The sequence below is a fragment of the Actinomadura sp. SCN-SB genome, assembly GCF_043906805.1.
In the GTDB taxonomy this organism is placed as follows: domain Bacteria; phylum Actinomycetota; class Actinomycetes; order Streptosporangiales; family Streptosporangiaceae; genus Spirillospora.
The window spans coordinates 1-15,287 of record NZ_JBIMPP010000110.1; the positions used below are offsets into that span (position 1 = coordinate 1).

Sequence of the window (15,287 nt, forward strand, 5' to 3'; positions counted from 1 at the left end):
CGTCCCGAAGCCGGGCAGCGTCCCCGACGCGCCGCCCGCGGCCGGCATCACGTCCCTCTGACCGGCGGGCATGGGCGCCCGGCAGGCGTTCTGAATCGACGAGCGGGACGACCGCGCGCTCGCGCGGTGCCGGCGGCCGCTACAGCGAACGGCTCTGGGAGCACATCGGCGAGTTCGACGGGGCGTGGGGCGACATCGCGCCGGTCGCGTTCTGCTGCGCGGCCTGGCGCGTCGCCACGCCCCCGATCAGCGAGCCGGGCTTCGTGCGGTGGCACCGCCGCGTCCTGTCGGCCTCGCTCGTCCGCAACACCTGGGACGGCTCACCGACCGCGCGGATCGCGCTGGCCGCGCCGCCGCCGGCCGCGCTGGCGGCGTCCCGTGACTGGTGGCGCGACCGCGGCCGGCAGGGCCGGCCCGAGGTGCTGGGTCAGTTCGTGGAGCCGGCCGAGCGTGACCTGGCCAAGGTCCCGTACCTGCGCACCACCGTGCGGGTGGACGCACCCGTCCCGCTGGATCGGCTGCCCGCGGCCCCCGAGATGCCCACGGGGCCGCGCCGTCGTGACGAGGCGGCCGAGGCGGCGCACCGCGCCCTCGTCGTCGTGGTCGCCGAGCTGAACGAGTTGCTCGGCCCGGTCCTCGCCAGGCTCGACGCCGGCGTGTCCTGAGGCCCTGGGGGTGGCTCCTGGTGCCGTTCGGCGCTGGAGACGGCCACTTGCCGATGATGCGCGTTCGTTGGGCGCAGAACGCGGCCAAAGCGTCACCGTGCGGGCACGCCCCGGCCTTAGATGGCAGCAGGCACATGCCATCAGGCACATGGCAGCAGGCACGGTATCGGCGGGAAACCGGTCACCCCCAAGGAGGGATCCCTAGATGGCCGCACTGAGGACCTTCCGGTTGCCGGAGACCGTGCGCGGAACGTCGTCCGACCGCGCGCTGGGCCGCGACATGGTCGATGCCTGGCGGTCGGACGGGCTCTTCCAGATCGCCACCAGTCCCGTCCAGGCTCAGCGGATCATCACGGCGACGACCGCGGGAAGGCTCTTCTTCTCCCTGCCGGTGGAGTACAAGGCGCGGCATGTCAGCGACCTGTCCTACAGCGGCTACGGCATCTTCGGGGAGGCCGCGGACGCGGGGGTCGCGGGGGTGGGGGAGACCGGGCGCCCGGAGATCTTCACCGTGTGCAAGGACGTCCCGGCCGGGGACGCGCGGGTGCGGGAGCGCTGGCCGTGCCACGGGCCGGTGCCGTGGCCCGACTGCGAGTACCGGCTGGCGATGCGGGCGTTCATGGACATGGCCGGGGCCGTGGGCGACACGCTGCTGCGGCTGGTGGCGCTCGGCCTGGGGCTTCCGGCGCCGGACGAGCTGACCCGGCTGACCCACGACGGCTGGCATCACCTGCGCGTGCTGCGTTTTTCCGCAGAAGAGGAGGGGCCGGTCACACGGCGGCCCGCGCACGGCATAGGCGCGCACACCGACTACGGCCTGCTGATCATCGCCGTGCAGGACGAGGTGGGCGGGCTGTCCATCCGGCCGCCCGTCCAGGGGGAGCGGCGCCCGCGCAACTGGCTGGAGTCCGAAAGCACCGCCGGGCTGTACGAGGACGACGCGCCGTGGATCCGGATCCCTCCCGTTCCGGGGGTCCTCTCGGTGTACCCGGGGGACGTCATGCAGTTCCTGACGGGCGGGTACATCCTGTCGACACCGCACAAGGTGGCCCTCGCCGGCACCGAGCACCATGCCCTGGCCTACTACCACGAGCCCGCGTTCGAGACCACGCTGCGTCCGCTGCTGGACGACGCGGACCGGCAGGAGGGACTGCACTACGGCACGCACTTCACCACCATGATGATGCGCCGCCACCCCGAACGGGCCGCGACCAGGCGCATCCTGGGGGACGGCCGCCTGGACGTCCTGGACCGGCTCCGCGCCGCGCCCCTGTCCCGCTGATCCGGGCCGGGAGAGACGAGCGCCGGATGCGTGAGCGGAATAGTTTTACGCCATGGACGTGGTCGTCGCGGTGGTCGCAGCGCTGGTGCTCACCTGGGCGCCGGCGCTCGTGTGGTGGCGGGTCCAGAGCCGGGGCGGCGTCGCGCGCGGCGGCAACCTGGGAGGCCCGGCGCGGCGGGCGACCTTCGAGACACTGCACACTGCGTCCAGGGCCGCGCCCGCGCTGCGCGCGGGGCTGACCGAGCAGGGCGCGCAGAAGGCCGCCCGGCACCTGCGCGCCCTGCTCGGCTCCGCCGCCCTGGCCATCACCGACGGGGAGCGGGCGCTGGCGTGGGACGGCGCGCACGAGCACCACGCCGAGCAGGTGCTGCGGCTCGCCGAGGTCACGCTGGGGAACGGCCGCACGCAGGTGCACGACGTGGAGTGCGACCGGCTCGACTGCCCGATCCGGCGCGCCGTGGTGGTGCCGCTCACCACCGACGACCGGGTCGTGGGCACCCTCGCCGCGTACGGGGAGGAGGTGCCCGCCGGGCTGATCCGCGCCGCCGAGGAGGTGGCGCAGTGGATGGACGCGCAGCTTGAGCTGGCCGAGCTCGACCGGTCCCGCACGCTGCTGATGGAGGCGGAGATGCGGGCGCTGCGCGCGCAGATCTCGCCGCATTTCATCTACAACTCGCTCACCACCATCGCCTCGTTCGTGCGCAGCGACCCCGAGCGCGCCCGCGAGCTGCTGCTGGAGTTCGCCGGGTTCACCCGCTACTCGTTCCGGCGGCACGGCGACTTCACCACGCTGGCCGAGGAGCTGCGGTGCATCGACCGGTACCTGCTGTTGCAGCGGGCCCGGTTCGGCGAGGACCGGCTGCGGGTCACGCTGCGGATCGCGCCCGAGGTGCTGCCCGTCGCCGTCCCGTTCCTGTGCCTGCAACCGCTGGTGGAGAACGCGGTCCGGCACGGGTTGCAGGACCGTTCGGCGCGCGGCCACATCACGATCGTGGCCGAGGACGCCGGGGCCGACTGCGTGATCAGCGTGGACGACGACGGGATCGGCATGGACCCGGAGGGGGTGCGGCGGCTGCTGGCCGGTGAGGACCGGGCCGCGCGGGACGGCGCGGACGGGGAGGGCGCGGACCGGGCCAGGTCGGAGACGGCCGCCGGCATCGGCCTCGCCAACGTCGACGACCGGCTGCGCCAGGTGTACGGCGACGAGTACGGCCTGGCGGTGGAGACGGGGCCCGGCGCGGGTACGAAGGTGACGTTGCGTGTACCGAAATACCGCCCCGGTGTGACCGCGTCCTGACCCGCCGGATCGTCAGGGGTTCCCACCAGGGCGATGGGGCGGTTGACTGGTGACCCGCGCATGGCTGGAATGTGATCTGCGACATGGTGCGGCACGGCGGCACGGGGAAGGACGGTGCGGTGGGACTGCGGGTCCTGGCGGTGGACGACGAAGCTCCCGCCTTGGACGACCTCGTCCACCATCTGCGCGCCGATCCGCGGATCGGCGAGGTGTGCACCGCCCGGGACGGCGCGTCCGCGCTGCGCTGGCTCGACCGGGCCATGGGCGAGGGACGCCCGATCGCCGCCGTCTTCCTCGACATCCGCATGCCCGGCCTGGACGGCACCGTGCTGGGCCGGGTGCTCGCGCAGTTCACGCGGGCGCCGCACATCGTGTACGTCACCGCCTACGAGGGGCACGCGGTCGACGCGTTCGAGATCAAGGCGACCGACTACATCCTCAAGCCCGTCCGTCCCGAACGGCTGGCGGAGGCGATCAGGCGGGTGTCGGAGGCCGAGGGCGAGGACGCCGAGGCCGCGTCCCGGACGGGCGGGGCCGCCGAGCCGGAGCCGATGCCGGTCGAGCTGAGCGGCGTCACCCGGTTCGTCGCGCCCGCCGAGGTGCTGTACGTCGAGGCGCAGGGCGACTACGCCCGGCTGAACACGGCGGCCGGCAGCCACCTGGTGCGGATCCCGCTGGCGGCGCTGGAGGAACGGTGGCGCGGCGCCGGGTTCGTCCGCGTGCACCGCAGCCATCTGGTGGCGCTGTCGGCCATCGAGGAGCTGCGGCTGGACTCGGGACGCTGCACCATCCGGGTCGCCGGCGCGGAGCTGCCGGTCAGCCGCCGCCACATCCGGGAGCTGCGCGACCTGCTCGTCCGCAAGGCGAGGCGGGCGCCGTGACCACCGAGCGGCAGGACGAGCGGCGGGACGAGCGGCCGGTGCCGGGGCGGGTCCTGGTGACCTCGCCGCGCACCCGCGCCGCGCGCCGCCCCCGGTACCCGGTGACGCGGGAGATCGACGAGCAGACCGGGCTGGGCGAGGCGTACATGCGCTCCCTCGTGCAGACGCAGCTGCGGCTGGCGCTGCGGCTTTGCCTGACGCTGGCCATCGTGGTGCTCGGCATCCCCGCGCTGTTCGCGCTGGTCCCCGACCTGCGGGTGGCACGGGTGTTCGGCGCGCCGCTGGCGTGGGTGGTGCTGGCCGGGCTGATCTACCCGTGGTTCGTGGTGTGCGGCTGGTGGTACGTGCGGACGGCCGAGCGCAACGAGCGCGACTTCGCCGACCTCGTCGACGGCGGCCGTGACCGGCGTGACGGCGGCCGTGCCGACCGGGGGCTGGAAGGGGGCAGGTGACCGCCGCTTACGGGCTTGCCGGGGTCGTGCTGGTGGTCATCGCCACCGTGCTGATCGGCACGCTCGGCCTGCGGATCTCCCGCACCACGTCCGACTTCTACGTGGCGTCCCGTACCGTCACGCCGCTGCGCAACGCCTCCGCGATCGGCGGCGAGTACCTGTCGGCCGCCTCGTTCCTGGGCATCGCCGGGCTGATCCTGGCCTACGGCGCGGACATGCTGTGGCTGCCGGTCGGCTGGACGGGCGGCTACCTGGTGCTGCTGGTGCTGGTGTCCGCGCCGCTGCGCCGCTCCGGCGCCTACACCCTGCCCGACTTCGCCGAGGCGCGGCTGGAGTCGATGGCGGTGCGCCGCGCCACGAGCGTGCTGGTGGTGCTGATCGGCTGGCTGTACCTGCTGCCGCAGTTCCAGAGCGCGGGCCTGGTCCTGCGCACGGTGGTGGGCGCGCCGCTGTGGAGCGGCGGCGTGCTGATCGCCGTCGTGGTGGCCACCAACGTGCTCGCGGGCGGGATGCGCAGCATCACCCTGGTCCAGGCGTTCCAGTACTGGATGAAGCTGACCGCGCTGGCCGTGCCGCTGATCTTCCTGCTGCTGGCGTGGCGGTTCGACGGCGCGCCCGACCTGTCGTCCCGGGACGCGCCGCCGCGGTTCGCCGAGCGCACCGCCGTCTCGATCGGCCTGCCCGTGACGGTCGAGGTCGTCACGCCGGTGCGGGTCACGGCGGACGGGCACGTGGACGGCCGCCGGTACGACGGCTCGGAGATCACCCTGAGCGCCGGGCCGCACCGCATCGACAACGGCACCACGGTCACGTTCCCCGCGGGCGCCGACGTCCCGCACGTGAAAGGGACGCCCGTGCGCACCGACCGGGAATGGGCCATGCCCCTGGCCGGGCGCGACCATTCCATCTACGCCACGTACTCGCTGATCCTGGCCACGTTCCTGGGCACGATGGGGCTGCCGCACGTCCTGGTGCGCTTCTATACCAATCCCGACGGCAAGGCCGCGCGCCGCACGACCGTGATGGTGCTGTCGCTGCTCGGCGTCTTCTACCTGCTGCCCGCCCTGTACGGGGCGCTCGGCCGCCTGTACACCCCCGATCTGCTGATGACGGGGCGCACGGACGCGGTCGTCCTCACCCTGCCCGGACGGGTGATCGGCGGGCTGGGCGGTGACCTGCTGGGCGCGCTGGTGACCGGTGGCGCGGTGGCGGCGTTCCTGTCCACCTCGTCCGGGATCACCGTGTCGGTCGCCGGGGTGCTCGCGCAGGACATCCTGCGCGGCGGCGTCCGCTCGTTCCGGGCGGCGACGCTGCTGGCGCTGATCGTCCCGCTGGGGCTGGCGATCGCCGCCCGCGAGCTGTCCGTCGCGGACGTGGTCGGGCTGGCGTTCGCGGTGGCGGCGAGCACCTGCTGCCCGCTGCTGGTGCTCGGCGTGTGGTGGCGGCGGCTGACCGTCGCGGGCGCGCTGGCCGGGCTGGCCACCGGCGGCGTGCTGGCCGGCGCCGCGGTGGTGGTGACGATCGCCGCCGGGCCCCCGTCCGGGCTGGCGGGCGCGCTGCTGGCCCAGCCCGCGGCGTGGACCGTCCCGGTCGCCTTCGCCACGATGATCATCGTGTCGTGGTGCACGCCGCGCCAGGTGCCGCCCGGAGTGGTCCGCATGATGGTGCGGCTGCACACCCCCGAGTCCCTGGACGTGGACCGGGGCACCTGGCGTCCCAGGCGGGTCTGAGCGCCGCGCGGGCGCCCCGCCGCCCGGCGGGACCGGGACGGCGACCGTTCGTCGCGGCGCACCGACCGCTCGTCGACGCCACTCGTAGATCAACGATCGAGTGCGGCGCCTTGCCGCACTCTCCGCCCTTTCCCCTCGCCGCGTCCCCCGCCGCTCCCTACGGTGGCGCGTGACCAGCGTCACAACTGAGGAGGCGTCGTGGTAGTGAAGGAACGGGGTTCCGACTCCGTTTATGAACGATTCCAGGGGACCGAGGAGTTCCAGCGGTTGCGCGCCAGGTTCCGGCGCTTCGCGTTCCCGATGACGGCGGCCTTCCTCGCCTGGTACCTGCTGTACGTGGTGCTGTCCGGCTGGGCGCGGGACTTCCTCGGCACCCAGGTCGTCGGGTACATCAACATCGCCCTGATCTTCGGCCTGCTGCAGTTCGCGTCGACCTTCCTGATCGCCTGGCTGTACGCGCGGCACGCCGAGCGCACGCTCGACCCGCTCGCCGACAAGCTGCGCCGGCAGGTCGAGGCCGAGACCGCGGCCCCCGGCACCGAAGGAGGGGCTCGATGAGCCACGAGACCCTGGCCATCATCCTGTTCGTCACCTTCGTCGCGGGCACCCTGGCCATCACCGTCTGGGCCAGCCGGCACACCAAGGACGCCACCGACTTCTACGCCGGCGGCCGTTCCTTCTCCGGTGTGCAGAACGGGCTGGCGATCGGCGGCGACTACATGTCCGCCGCCTCGTTCCTAGGCATCGCCGGTCTGATCGCCCTGTACGGCTACGACGGGTTCCTCTACTCGATCGGCTTCCTGGTGGCCTGGCTGGTCGCGCTGCTGCTGGTCGCCGAGCTGCTGCGGAACTCGGGCCGGTTCACGATGGCCGACGTGCTGGCGTTCCGGATGAGCCCGCGGCCGGTGCGCACCGCCGCGGGGGTGTCCACCATCGCCGTGTCGATCTTCTACCTGCTGGCGCAGATGGTGGGCGCGGGCGCGCTGGTGGCCCTGTTGTTCGGCTTCACCGGCGACTTCGCCAAGGGCGCGACGATCGCGCTGGTCGGCGCACTCATGATCATCTACGTGGTGTTCGGCGGGATGAAGGGCACCACCTGGGTGCAGATCGTCAAGGCCGTGCTGCTGATGGGCGGCGCGACCCTGGTCACCCTGCTGGTGCTGGGCAAGTTCGGCTTCAACCTGTCCACGCTGCTGCGGGACGCGGCCGAACAGAGCGGCAAGAGCGAGGCGTTCCTGGAGCCGGGGCAGCGCTACGCCACCGAGGCGACGGGCCTGACCGGCAAGCTGGACCTGATCAGCCTGGGCCTGGCGCTGGTGCTGGGCACCGCGGGCCTGCCCCACATCCTGATCCGCTTCTACACCACCCCGACCGCCCGCGACGCCCGCAAGTCCGTCTTCTGGGGCATCGGCATCATCGGCGCGTTCTACCTGCTCACCCTGGTGCTGGGCTTCGGCGCCGCCGCCCTGGTCGGAACGGAGACCATCCGCGAGCAGAACTCCGCGGGCAACACCGCCGCGCCACAGCTCGCCGAGGCGATCGGCAACGACATCTTCGGCGACGCGGGCGGCACCATCCTGCTGGCGGTCATCGCCGCGGTCGCGTTCGCGACGATCCTCGCGGTCGTCGCCGGGCTCACCCTCGCCTCGTCCTCGTCGTTCGCGCACGACCTGTACGCGCACGTGTTCAAGAAGGGCACCGCGACCGAGCGCGACGAGATCCGTGTCGCCCGCATCGCCGCCCTGGTCATCGGCGCCGTCTCGATCGTCCTGGGCATCTACGCCCAGCGGCTGAACGTGGCGTTCCTGGTGGCGCTGGCGTTCGCGGTCGCCGCGTCCGGGAACCTGCCCGCGATCCTTTACAGCCTGTTCTGGAAGAGGTTCAACACCGCGGGCGCCGTCGCGGCCATCTACGGCGGCCTGGGCTCGGCCATCTTCCTGGTCGTCTTCTCGCCCGTCGTGTCCGGCACGGACAAGGCCCTGTTCACCGACGCCGACTTCAGCTGGTTCCCGCTGGAGAACCCCGGCATCATCTCGATCCCGTTCGGCTTCCTGTGCGGCTGGCTCGGGACGATCCTCAGCAAGGAGTCCAACAGCGGCAAGTACGCCGAGATCGAGGTCCGCTCCCTCACGGGCGCGGGTGCGGAGAAAGCCGTACATCACTGACGGCCCCCGCTCGGTCCCGCGCGGGCTCGACCAGCGCCCGGTCCCGCGCGGGGCCCCTGGCCCCGTCCCATCCCGCCCCAGGGACGGGGCCGCTCCGCGTCCGGGGCCGGAAATCCGCACTCCGGTCATGGACCCTCCCGAGTACATTGCCGCACATGTCCCTTCACTGGCCGCCCTCCAGCGGCATCGTGACGCGAGCGCGCGACATCGCTCACTGCACGGCCGGGTTGCTGCGCTTCGCCACACCGGAAGAGATGGACGCGCTCCTGGACGTCCTGCCGGGCGAGCGGGCACGGCATGCGCTGCACAGCCACGGGATGCCCAACCGGGTGGTCGCGGAGGCGATGCTGCGGCGCCGCGAGCCCGAGCAACTGAAGTGGCTCATCGACCAGGCCCTGTCATGCCGGCACACCCCCTCGCTGCTGGGACGGCTCCTTGACTTGGACGATCCGCAGGTCAACGAGCGGATGCTGCTCGCCGGGCCCACGCCGAACGGGATCCCGCGCAACCTGCGCCGCCAGCTCGCTCACCAGACCTCGCGGCGGGACGGCGTCACACCGGTACCGCTGCCGAAGCGGACGCGGACGCTGCTGTCCGCCGGCCGCGGGCGGCAGAACGCGCTCGACCACGCCCTCCTGTACGCGGCCGACCCCGACCTGGCCGGGCGCGCGCTGCGGTTCCTCGGGGCGGGCGCCGATCCGCACGGCGCCGTCCGGGCGTGCCGGACCCTGCTGGACGCCCGTCGCGTGCACGAGCTCCGTGCCCTGGTGCGCGAGGGACGGCTGCCCGCGTACCGCTGGGGACCCGAGGCCGACGAGCCGAGCGTCCTGGCGTACGCGGAGGCGGCGATCACCAGCGACGAGGGCGCGCGGCGGCTGCGCGAGCTGTCGGAACGGGTGCGCCGCCCGGAGATCCTGCGCTCGGTCGGAGAGATCATGGACCTTCCGGGCCGCGACCCATGGGCGCGGCGCCGGCCGATCGTCGCGACGGTCGTGCACCGGCGGCACCCGGCCATCCCGCGCGTGGACTGGGACGCGGTGCCGGCGGACGCCCGCCGGTGGCGCGGGGACGTCGGACCCCTGCCGCGCAGCGCGGCGGCGTTCGTGGCCGCGCGCACCGACGCCCCGCTGGACCTGCTGCGGATGGTGGTCGCCGACCATCCCGGTCTGGCCGCGCGCATGCCCGATCCCGCTCCCGAAGTGCTCACCGACCTGTGCGAGCAGGGCGCCGCGCCGGGCGCCGACACGATCCTCAAGGTGGTGGGGAACGGGCTCGTCGCGGGGACCCTCACGGCCCGGTTCGTCGTGGACACCGTCCCGGACGAGGTGCTGACGGTGGTCGCGGAGTCGTTGTGGGTGCCGGGGATGCGGGGCACCGCCCGGATCCGGGCGCTGCTGGGGCGGTCCGGGGACGTCGTGCTGGAACCGCTGTTCGTGGACGAGACCGGGCACGGCTCGTCCAGGCGCCTGCGCGAACCGGGACGCCGCTCCCACTTCGACCCCGTCGCGGCCTACGGACCGGGCGTGCGAGACCTGCGCGGCCGGATCACCGCCGACGACGTGCTCGCCCGCGCGAGCGCCGACGCGGTCCTGGCGCCCTCGGACGGGTGCCCGGACCCCAGGGTGCTGCTGAGGCTGGCCGAGCACGTCGAGGAGAACCTGACCGGCCGCCCGGAGGCGTGGGCGGTCGCGCTCCGGCTGCTGGAGGAGGGCTTCGCCGGGTCCCTCATCGAACTGCTGGCCACGGCGGGCGCCGTCACCAGCCGACGACCCGGTAGTCCTTGAGCAGGCAGCCGTGCAGGAGCTCGCCGTCCCGCTCGCCGCGCACGATCGGGTCGTAGACGCGGGCCGCGGCGTCCACCACGTCCAGCGGCGGGCGGAACCCGGCGGCGGCGCGGCGGTCCCGGTCGGGGACGGGCTGCTGGTCGGTGAACCAGCCCGGGTCGACCGCGGTCAGGTGGACGCCGTGGGCGGCGAGTTCGGACGCGCTGGTCAGCGTGAGCATGTTCAGCGCCGCCTTGGCCATGTTGGTGTGCGGATGCTCGGGACCCTTGTGCGCGCTGCCGAACCGGCCCTCGGCCGCCGTGACGTTCACCACGTACCGGCGGGGGTGCGGGGAGCGCTCCAGCAGCGGGCGCAGCCGTCCCAGCAGCAGGAACGGCGCCGTCACGTTGATGAGCTGGACCTCCAGCAGCTCGACCGGGTCCACCTCGTGGACGAGCCGCGTCCAGGAGTTGCGGGGCGACGGGTCGGGCAGCAGGCCCGCCGAGTCCACCGCGAGTTCCAGCGCGGACGCCGCCGCGCCCGCGGCCAGCGCGGGCCGGTCCTCTCCCCGGAGCAGCGCCGCGTACGACTCGGGCGGGTGACGGAGGGTCTGCGCGGCCAGGTTGACCAGGATGTCCAGAGGTCTCCCGTCCGCGACCAGCTCGTCGCACCAGCGGACGACCGCAGGGACGTCGCGCAGATCCATGCCGGTCACGGTGAGCCGGTGCGCCCACGCGGCGTGATCGTCGACCGCGGCGAACCGGCGGCGGGCGTCGGCGGGGAAACGGGTCACCGCCGTGACCTCGGCCCCGTCCCGCAGCAGCTTCAGCACCAGCTCGAACCCGGCCTTCACCCGGCCCCCGGTGACGATCGCGCGCCGTCCGGACAGGTCGGCGCGCGCGTGCCGGCGCGCGTGGTGCTCCTCCGCGCAGGACGGGCACAGCCGGTGGTAGAAGGCGTCGGCGTCCCGGAAACGGACCTTGCAGACGTAGCAGGTGAGCAGGCCGCCCAGGGGCGTGCGGGGCCGAGCCGGAACGCTCACCGGGGCGCTCACCGGGACGCCCTCCTCGCGGGCGGTGGCGCCGGTCGCGGTGGAGGCGAGCACGGCGGCGTCGGCCGCGGCGCGCCGCCGCCGCTCCCGCGCCCGGTCCCGGCCCCGGGTCCGCTTCACGAACGCCGTCACCGCCGCCCGGACGCGCTCCAGGTCGGGATCGCCGTCGTCGGCTTCGGCCAGCTCGTCCAGCACCCGCAGGCACGTCCGCACGTCCTCATCCCGCATGGCGCCCATTAAAACGGGTGAATCGGGTGATCCGCCGCACAGTGCGGGACCGCCTGGTCCTGACGGTCAGGATGAGTTGCGTCCGCGCTGGGCGTCCATCCTGGCCCACGCCGCGTCCCACATCGCGTACCGATGCCGGTCACAGCGGCGGCGCACCATCACATAGGCCACCAGGAACGGCAGCCCCGTCGCCGGCAACGCCGAACCCGCCGCGTACGCCGCGTCGGTCACGGTCCGGCCGTGCGGGCGCGGACGGCCGGTCGGCTCGCCCCGCAGGTCCACCCAGATCGTCTTCTTCGCGCCGACCCTCGCGCCCTTCCAGCTCGGCAGCGTCCCGGAATGCGATTCGGCCGGCCGGTCCGGCGTGCCCGGCCGCTGCCAGGTCGCCCTCACCGTCTCGTGCAGGTAGCGGTTCCCCTCCGCGTCGATCCCGCCGATCGCCACCACCGTCGCGACCACCTGCCGCCGGTCCGCCCGCTCATGCCGTTCCGCCCGCAGCCCGGCCTCGTACGCCATGGTCGCGCACCAGGCCGCCACCGGCGTGGACACCAGCACCATGAGGACGAAGATGCCCAGCGCCGCCCAGCGCTGCACCCGGTCGACACGCCGCCGCAGCTCGTTGCGCTCCAGGCCGAGCCGGCTCCGCAGCCTCCGGCCGCGCGGCATGCCTCCCCTTCCGATGCCGGAATCGCGCATCATCGTCACCTCCCCGGAGAGCGCGCACTCCCGGTAAGAGGCCCTAGCCACAAATTTCATACTAATGCGGCGCTGCTGTGTTTATTGTGTGCGCCACCGTGCTTTTCGCCTGGTATCCGTACGAGGCGGGGGAGGTGGTCGACCATTACTGGGGCGATTATTGCCGCCTATTGGCGAATTTCTGTTCGATCGTGTCCGTGATGGGCCGGGGAAGGACCCGGCGTGCTCGGGCGGCGTGCGGGGGCCGCCAGCGCCAGGAGGGCGGCCAGGGCGCAGAGACCCGCCGTGATCAGGAAGATCTCGCCGTACTCGGTGCGCAGAGCGTCCTGGAGAGCGGCCTCGTACGCCGCGAGCCGGCGCTCGAACTCCTGCTCCGGCATCAGGAACGGCAAGGGCATCTCCAGATCGGCCGTCAGCGCGTGGAAGCGGTGCAAACCCCAGGCCGACAGCGCCGACACGCCGAGCAGCATGCCCATCATCCGCGCCACCACGACCGCCGCCGACGCCACGCCGTGCCGGACGTCCGGGACGGCGCGCAGCACCGCCGACGACACCGGGGCGATCACCAGGCCCAGCCCGAGGCCGGTCACGACCAGGTCGGTGTCCATCCTGGGCAGCGGGCCGTACGAGGCGGCGGCCGGATCCGCCGGCCAGCCGGCGATCAGCAGGTAGCCCACCGCCGAGACGGCCATCCCGGCGGCCATGGGCAGGCGTTCGCCCACCCGGCGGGCCAGCATCCCGCCCAGCACGGCGGCGACGGGCAGCGCCACCAGGAACCTCGTCAGGAGAAGCGCGCCCTCGACCGTGGACCTGTCCAGCAGCGTCCGCGCCACCAGCACCACGTCCACCAAGGTCACCATCAGCGCCGCGCCGGACAGGAAGCTCACCCCGAGCGTCGCCAGCAGCGGGCCGCGCCGCACGTCCGTCAGGTCCAGCAGGCGCGTACGGGCCTTGAGCTCCCACAGGACGAACAACCCCAGCACGCCACAGCCGGCCGCCACGACCGGCAGGCCCCACGGCGGCAGCGCCGACTCCTCCGGTTCCGGGCTGTAAAGCCCCGCCACCAGCAGCCCCAGTCCCGCCGCCAGCAGCAGCCCGCCGACCACGTCCACAGCCGGGCGGGCGTCATGAGGCCGCCCCGCGGGAACCGAGAAATGCACGGCCACCATCGCCAGCGCCGTCAGCGGCAGGTTCACCCAGAAGACCCACCGCCAGTCGTCCGTCCACGCGACGATCAACGCCCCGTACAGCGGACCCAGCACGCTGCCCAGCTCCTGCGCGGCGCCCACCGCGCCCAGCACGACCGGACGGCGCCGCTCGTCCCACAAGTCCCCGGCCAGCGCCATCGTCACCGGCAGCAGCGCACCGCCCGCGACGCCCTGCACCACCCGTCCCGCCGTCAGGACCGGCACCCCATGCGCCAGCGCCGTCACCACCGAACCCGCCGCGAAGAACACCAGGCACGCCTGAAGCAGCGCACGCCGGCCGAACCGGTCCGACAACTGGCCCAGCAGCGGCATCGCCGCCACATACCCCAGCAGGAACCCGGTCAGGACGGGCGTGACCCGCTCCAGCCGGTTGATCGGGATACCGAGATCCTCGACCACCGCGACCAGGATCGTCGTGACCACATACGCGTCCAGCGCGGCCAGCAGCACCACCGCGCCGCCCGCACCGATCGCGACCCTCCGGCGGGACCTCACACCGGGGCTTTGATCGTGTACGGGTGGTCGAACTCGGTGAACGTGATGACCACCGAGCCCTTCTCGCCGCCCTCCGCCAGCGGCGGGATCTCACCCCTGACCTTGATCAGCTTATGGTCGCTGGAACTCACCCACACCTGCCCGCGCACGTCCGACCTGATCCCCGGGATGAGCCCTTCGATCGCCGCCTTCGGCAACGTCACCCCCACGCGGTAGGAGTCCTTGCCGTCGGCCTTCTCCCTGCCCTCCGCCTTCACACCCGTCACCGAGGACAGCAACTTGGAGATCCCCCGGTTCGGATCCAGCACCGCCGACGGGTCGTACAGCGACGACGCCAGGGCCTTGGGCACCTGCCGCCACCCACCCGTCACGCCCTTGATGTAGACGCTCTGCCCCACCGCGACGATCTTCATCTCGACCGACTGGCCGGACTGCACGATGGTGAGCGTCCCCTCCGCGTCCCCCGCACGCAGCAACTTGATGTCACCGCCGCGCACCGCCACCGGCGGCTTGTCCTCCGTGGTCACCGTGAACCCCACGCTCTTGAGGTTCGCCATCGCCGCCGACGCCTGCCGCAGCACCTGCGCCCCATCGAACGGCGGCGCCTTCGCCCGCCCCTCGTCCCCACCCGAACAAGCCGTGGCGGACATCCCCAACACCACGGCGCACACGAACAGGAACACCGGCGCCAACCGGCCGCGCAAGCCAGACATAGGTGGAGTCTAGGGTGCCCACGCCTCCCACGGGCCGCCTCGCACCCCCCGAAACGCGGCCCCTCTACGATGGGGCGCCATGGAAGCCAGCCTTGACATCAGCCGGTTCCTCGGAGAACCCCCCGGCCCCTTCGAACGGCTGATCGGCATGCGCCTCACGCACGCCGACACCTCCAGCGTCGAAGCCGAACTCACCGTCACCCCCGAACTGCTGCAAGGCCACGGCATCGTCCACGGCGGCGTGTACTGCTCCGTCATCGAAAGCACCGCCAGCATCGGCGCGTCCCTGCGCGCCGGACTCGACCGGCAAGTCGTCGGAATCAGCAACCGCACCCAATTCCTGCGGGCCATCTCCACCGGGACGCTCACCATCCGCGCCACCCTGACCGACGACGAAGACGGCCGCTACCTCTGGGACGTCACCATCACCGACGAAACGGCCCGCAAGGTCGCCATGGGCCAGGTCCAGCTCCTCCGCCTGGACCCCCCGTCCCAGACCCGCCGACCCGAACCCCGCTCGTAGGGCGGGCGGGACTCGAACCCGCGACCCAGAGATTATGAGTCTCCTGCTCTGACCAGCTGAGCTACCGCCCCGTAGGGGGCATCTTATATTGCATGCGCGAGCTGCGCTCCTCGCTTGTCGCGCCTGCGGCGATCGCTG

Annotated in this window: 14 protein-coding genes and 1 tRNA gene; 10 read left to right on the forward strand and 5 right to left on the reverse strand. The window is 73.0% G+C overall.

Going from position 1 to position 15,287, the window contains the following annotated elements; all coding sequences use genetic code 11:
• The 9 genes from ACGWYJ_RS37255 to ACGWYJ_RS37295 all read left to right on the forward strand — a co-directional run.
• A partial coding sequence (locus tag ACGWYJ_RS37255) for a hypothetical protein (protein WP_395111284.1) occupies window positions 1–665 on the forward strand: 665 nt, incomplete at its 5' end.
• A 205-nt stretch (window positions 666–870) separates the two neighbouring features.
• A complete protein-coding gene (locus ACGWYJ_RS37260) occupies window positions 871–1,947 on the forward strand; it encodes a 2OG-Fe(II) oxygenase family protein (protein ID WP_395111285.1) in 1,077 nt (358 codons plus the stop codon).
• Between the two features lie 52 nt (window positions 1,948–1,999).
• Window positions 2,000–3,244, forward strand: a complete 1,245-nt coding sequence (locus ACGWYJ_RS37265) for a sensor histidine kinase (protein WP_395111286.1) — start codon at window positions 2,000–2,002, stop codon at window positions 3,242–3,244.
• 83 nt (window positions 3,245–3,327) lie between these two features.
• The gene (locus ACGWYJ_RS37270) at window positions 3,328–4,125 is read left to right on the forward strand and encodes a LytR/AlgR family response regulator transcription factor (RefSeq protein WP_395111287.1); all 798 of its coding nucleotides are present in this window, start codon (window positions 3,328–3,330) and stop codon (window positions 4,123–4,125) included.
• Window positions 4,122–4,577, forward strand: coding sequence for a hypothetical protein (locus ACGWYJ_RS37275; protein WP_395111288.1), 456 nt, complete (start codon window positions 4,122–4,124; stop codon window positions 4,575–4,577). Before ACGWYJ_RS37270 ends, ACGWYJ_RS37275 begins: the two co-directional genes overlap by 4 nt.
• Window positions 4,574–6,307: a cation acetate symporter gene (locus ACGWYJ_RS37280; protein ID WP_395111289.1), complete on the forward strand. Its 1,734-nt coding sequence runs from the start codon at window positions 4,574–4,576 to the stop codon at window positions 6,305–6,307. Before ACGWYJ_RS37275 ends, ACGWYJ_RS37280 begins: the two co-directional genes overlap by 4 nt.
• 198 nt (window positions 6,308–6,505) lie before the next feature.
• On the forward strand, window positions 6,506–6,865 hold the full coding sequence (locus ACGWYJ_RS37285) for a DUF485 domain-containing protein (RefSeq protein WP_395111290.1): 360 nt from the start codon (window positions 6,506–6,508) through the stop codon (window positions 6,863–6,865).
• Entirely contained in the window at window positions 6,862–8,472 is a 1,611-nt protein-coding gene (locus tag ACGWYJ_RS37290; RefSeq protein ID WP_395111291.1) for a cation acetate symporter, read from the forward strand. Before ACGWYJ_RS37285 ends, ACGWYJ_RS37290 begins: the two co-directional genes overlap by 4 nt.
• A 155-nt stretch (window positions 8,473–8,627) precedes the next feature.
• Window positions 8,628–10,256 carry a hypothetical protein gene (locus ACGWYJ_RS37295; protein WP_395111292.1) on the forward strand — a complete coding sequence of 543 codons (1,629 nt, stop codon included), beginning with the start codon at window positions 8,628–8,630 and terminating at the stop codon, window positions 10,254–10,256.
• On the opposite strand, the gene ACGWYJ_RS37300 is transcribed toward ACGWYJ_RS37295, so the two are convergent.
• The 4 genes from ACGWYJ_RS37300 to ACGWYJ_RS37315 all read right to left on the reverse strand — a co-directional run bounded on the left by ACGWYJ_RS37300 (window position 10,228) and on the right by ACGWYJ_RS37315 (window position 14,626).
• Window positions 10,228–11,514 (reverse strand): SDR family NAD(P)-dependent oxidoreductase, encoded by a 1,287-nt coding sequence (locus tag ACGWYJ_RS37300; RefSeq protein ID WP_395111293.1) that lies wholly within the window; start codon window positions 11,512–11,514, stop codon window positions 10,228–10,230. The two genes, ACGWYJ_RS37295 and ACGWYJ_RS37300, sit on opposite strands and share 29 nt — an antisense overlap.
• A gap of 66 nt (window positions 11,515–11,580) precedes the next feature.
• Window positions 11,581–12,261, reverse strand: coding sequence for a hypothetical protein (locus ACGWYJ_RS37305; RefSeq protein ID WP_395111294.1), 681 nt, complete (start codon window positions 12,259–12,261; stop codon window positions 11,581–11,583).
• A gap of 116 nt (window positions 12,262–12,377) precedes the next feature.
• On the reverse strand, window positions 12,378–13,913 hold the full coding sequence (locus ACGWYJ_RS37310) for an MFS transporter (protein ID WP_395111295.1): 1,536 nt from the start codon (window positions 13,911–13,913) through the stop codon (window positions 12,378–12,380).
• A complete protein-coding gene (locus ACGWYJ_RS37315; protein WP_395111296.1) occupies window positions 13,910–14,626 on the reverse strand; it encodes an LppX_LprAFG lipoprotein in 717 nt (238 codons plus the stop codon). Before ACGWYJ_RS37315 ends, ACGWYJ_RS37310 begins: the two co-directional genes overlap by 4 nt.
• 79 nt (window positions 14,627–14,705) lie before the next feature.
• Here ACGWYJ_RS37315 and ACGWYJ_RS37320 point away from each other — a divergent pair, with 79 nt between their 5' ends.
• Window positions 14,706–15,149, forward strand: a complete 444-nt coding sequence (locus tag ACGWYJ_RS37320; protein WP_395111297.1) for a PaaI family thioesterase — start codon at window positions 14,706–14,708, stop codon at window positions 15,147–15,149.
• Here the strand turns inward: ACGWYJ_RS37320 and ACGWYJ_RS37325 are convergent.
• Window positions 15,147–15,220, reverse strand: a tRNA-Ile gene (locus tag ACGWYJ_RS37325). The two genes, ACGWYJ_RS37320 and ACGWYJ_RS37325, sit on opposite strands and share 3 nt — an antisense overlap.
• Window positions 15,221–15,287 lie beyond the last annotated feature (67 nt).

Coding starts and splice junctions, on each gene's coding strand:
- ACGWYJ_RS37300 (WP_395111293.1), bottom strand. CDS start 11,514: ATGCGGGATGAGGACGTGCGGACGTGCCTGCGGGTGCTGGACGAGCTG.
- ACGWYJ_RS37320 (WP_395111297.1), top strand. CDS start 14,706: ATGGAAGCCAGCCTTGACATCAGCCGGTTCCTCGGAGAACCCCCCGGC.
- ACGWYJ_RS37290 (WP_395111291.1), top strand. CDS start 6,862: ATGAGCCACGAGACCCTGGCCATCATCCTGTTCGTCACCTTCGTCGCG.
- ACGWYJ_RS37295 (WP_395111292.1), top strand. CDS start 8,628: ATGTCCCTTCACTGGCCGCCCTCCAGCGGCATCGTGACGCGAGCGCGC.
- ACGWYJ_RS37265 (WP_395111286.1), top strand. CDS start 2,000: ATGGACGTGGTCGTCGCGGTGGTCGCAGCGCTGGTGCTCACCTGGGCG.
- ACGWYJ_RS37315 (WP_395111296.1), bottom strand. CDS start 14,626: ATGTCTGGCTTGCGCGGCCGGTTGGCGCCGGTGTTCCTGTTCGTGTGC.
- ACGWYJ_RS37260 (WP_395111285.1), top strand. CDS start 871: ATGGCCGCACTGAGGACCTTCCGGTTGCCGGAGACCGTGCGCGGAACG.
- ACGWYJ_RS37270 (WP_395111287.1), top strand. CDS start 3,328: ATGGTGCGGCACGGCGGCACGGGGAAGGACGGTGCGGTGGGACTGCGG.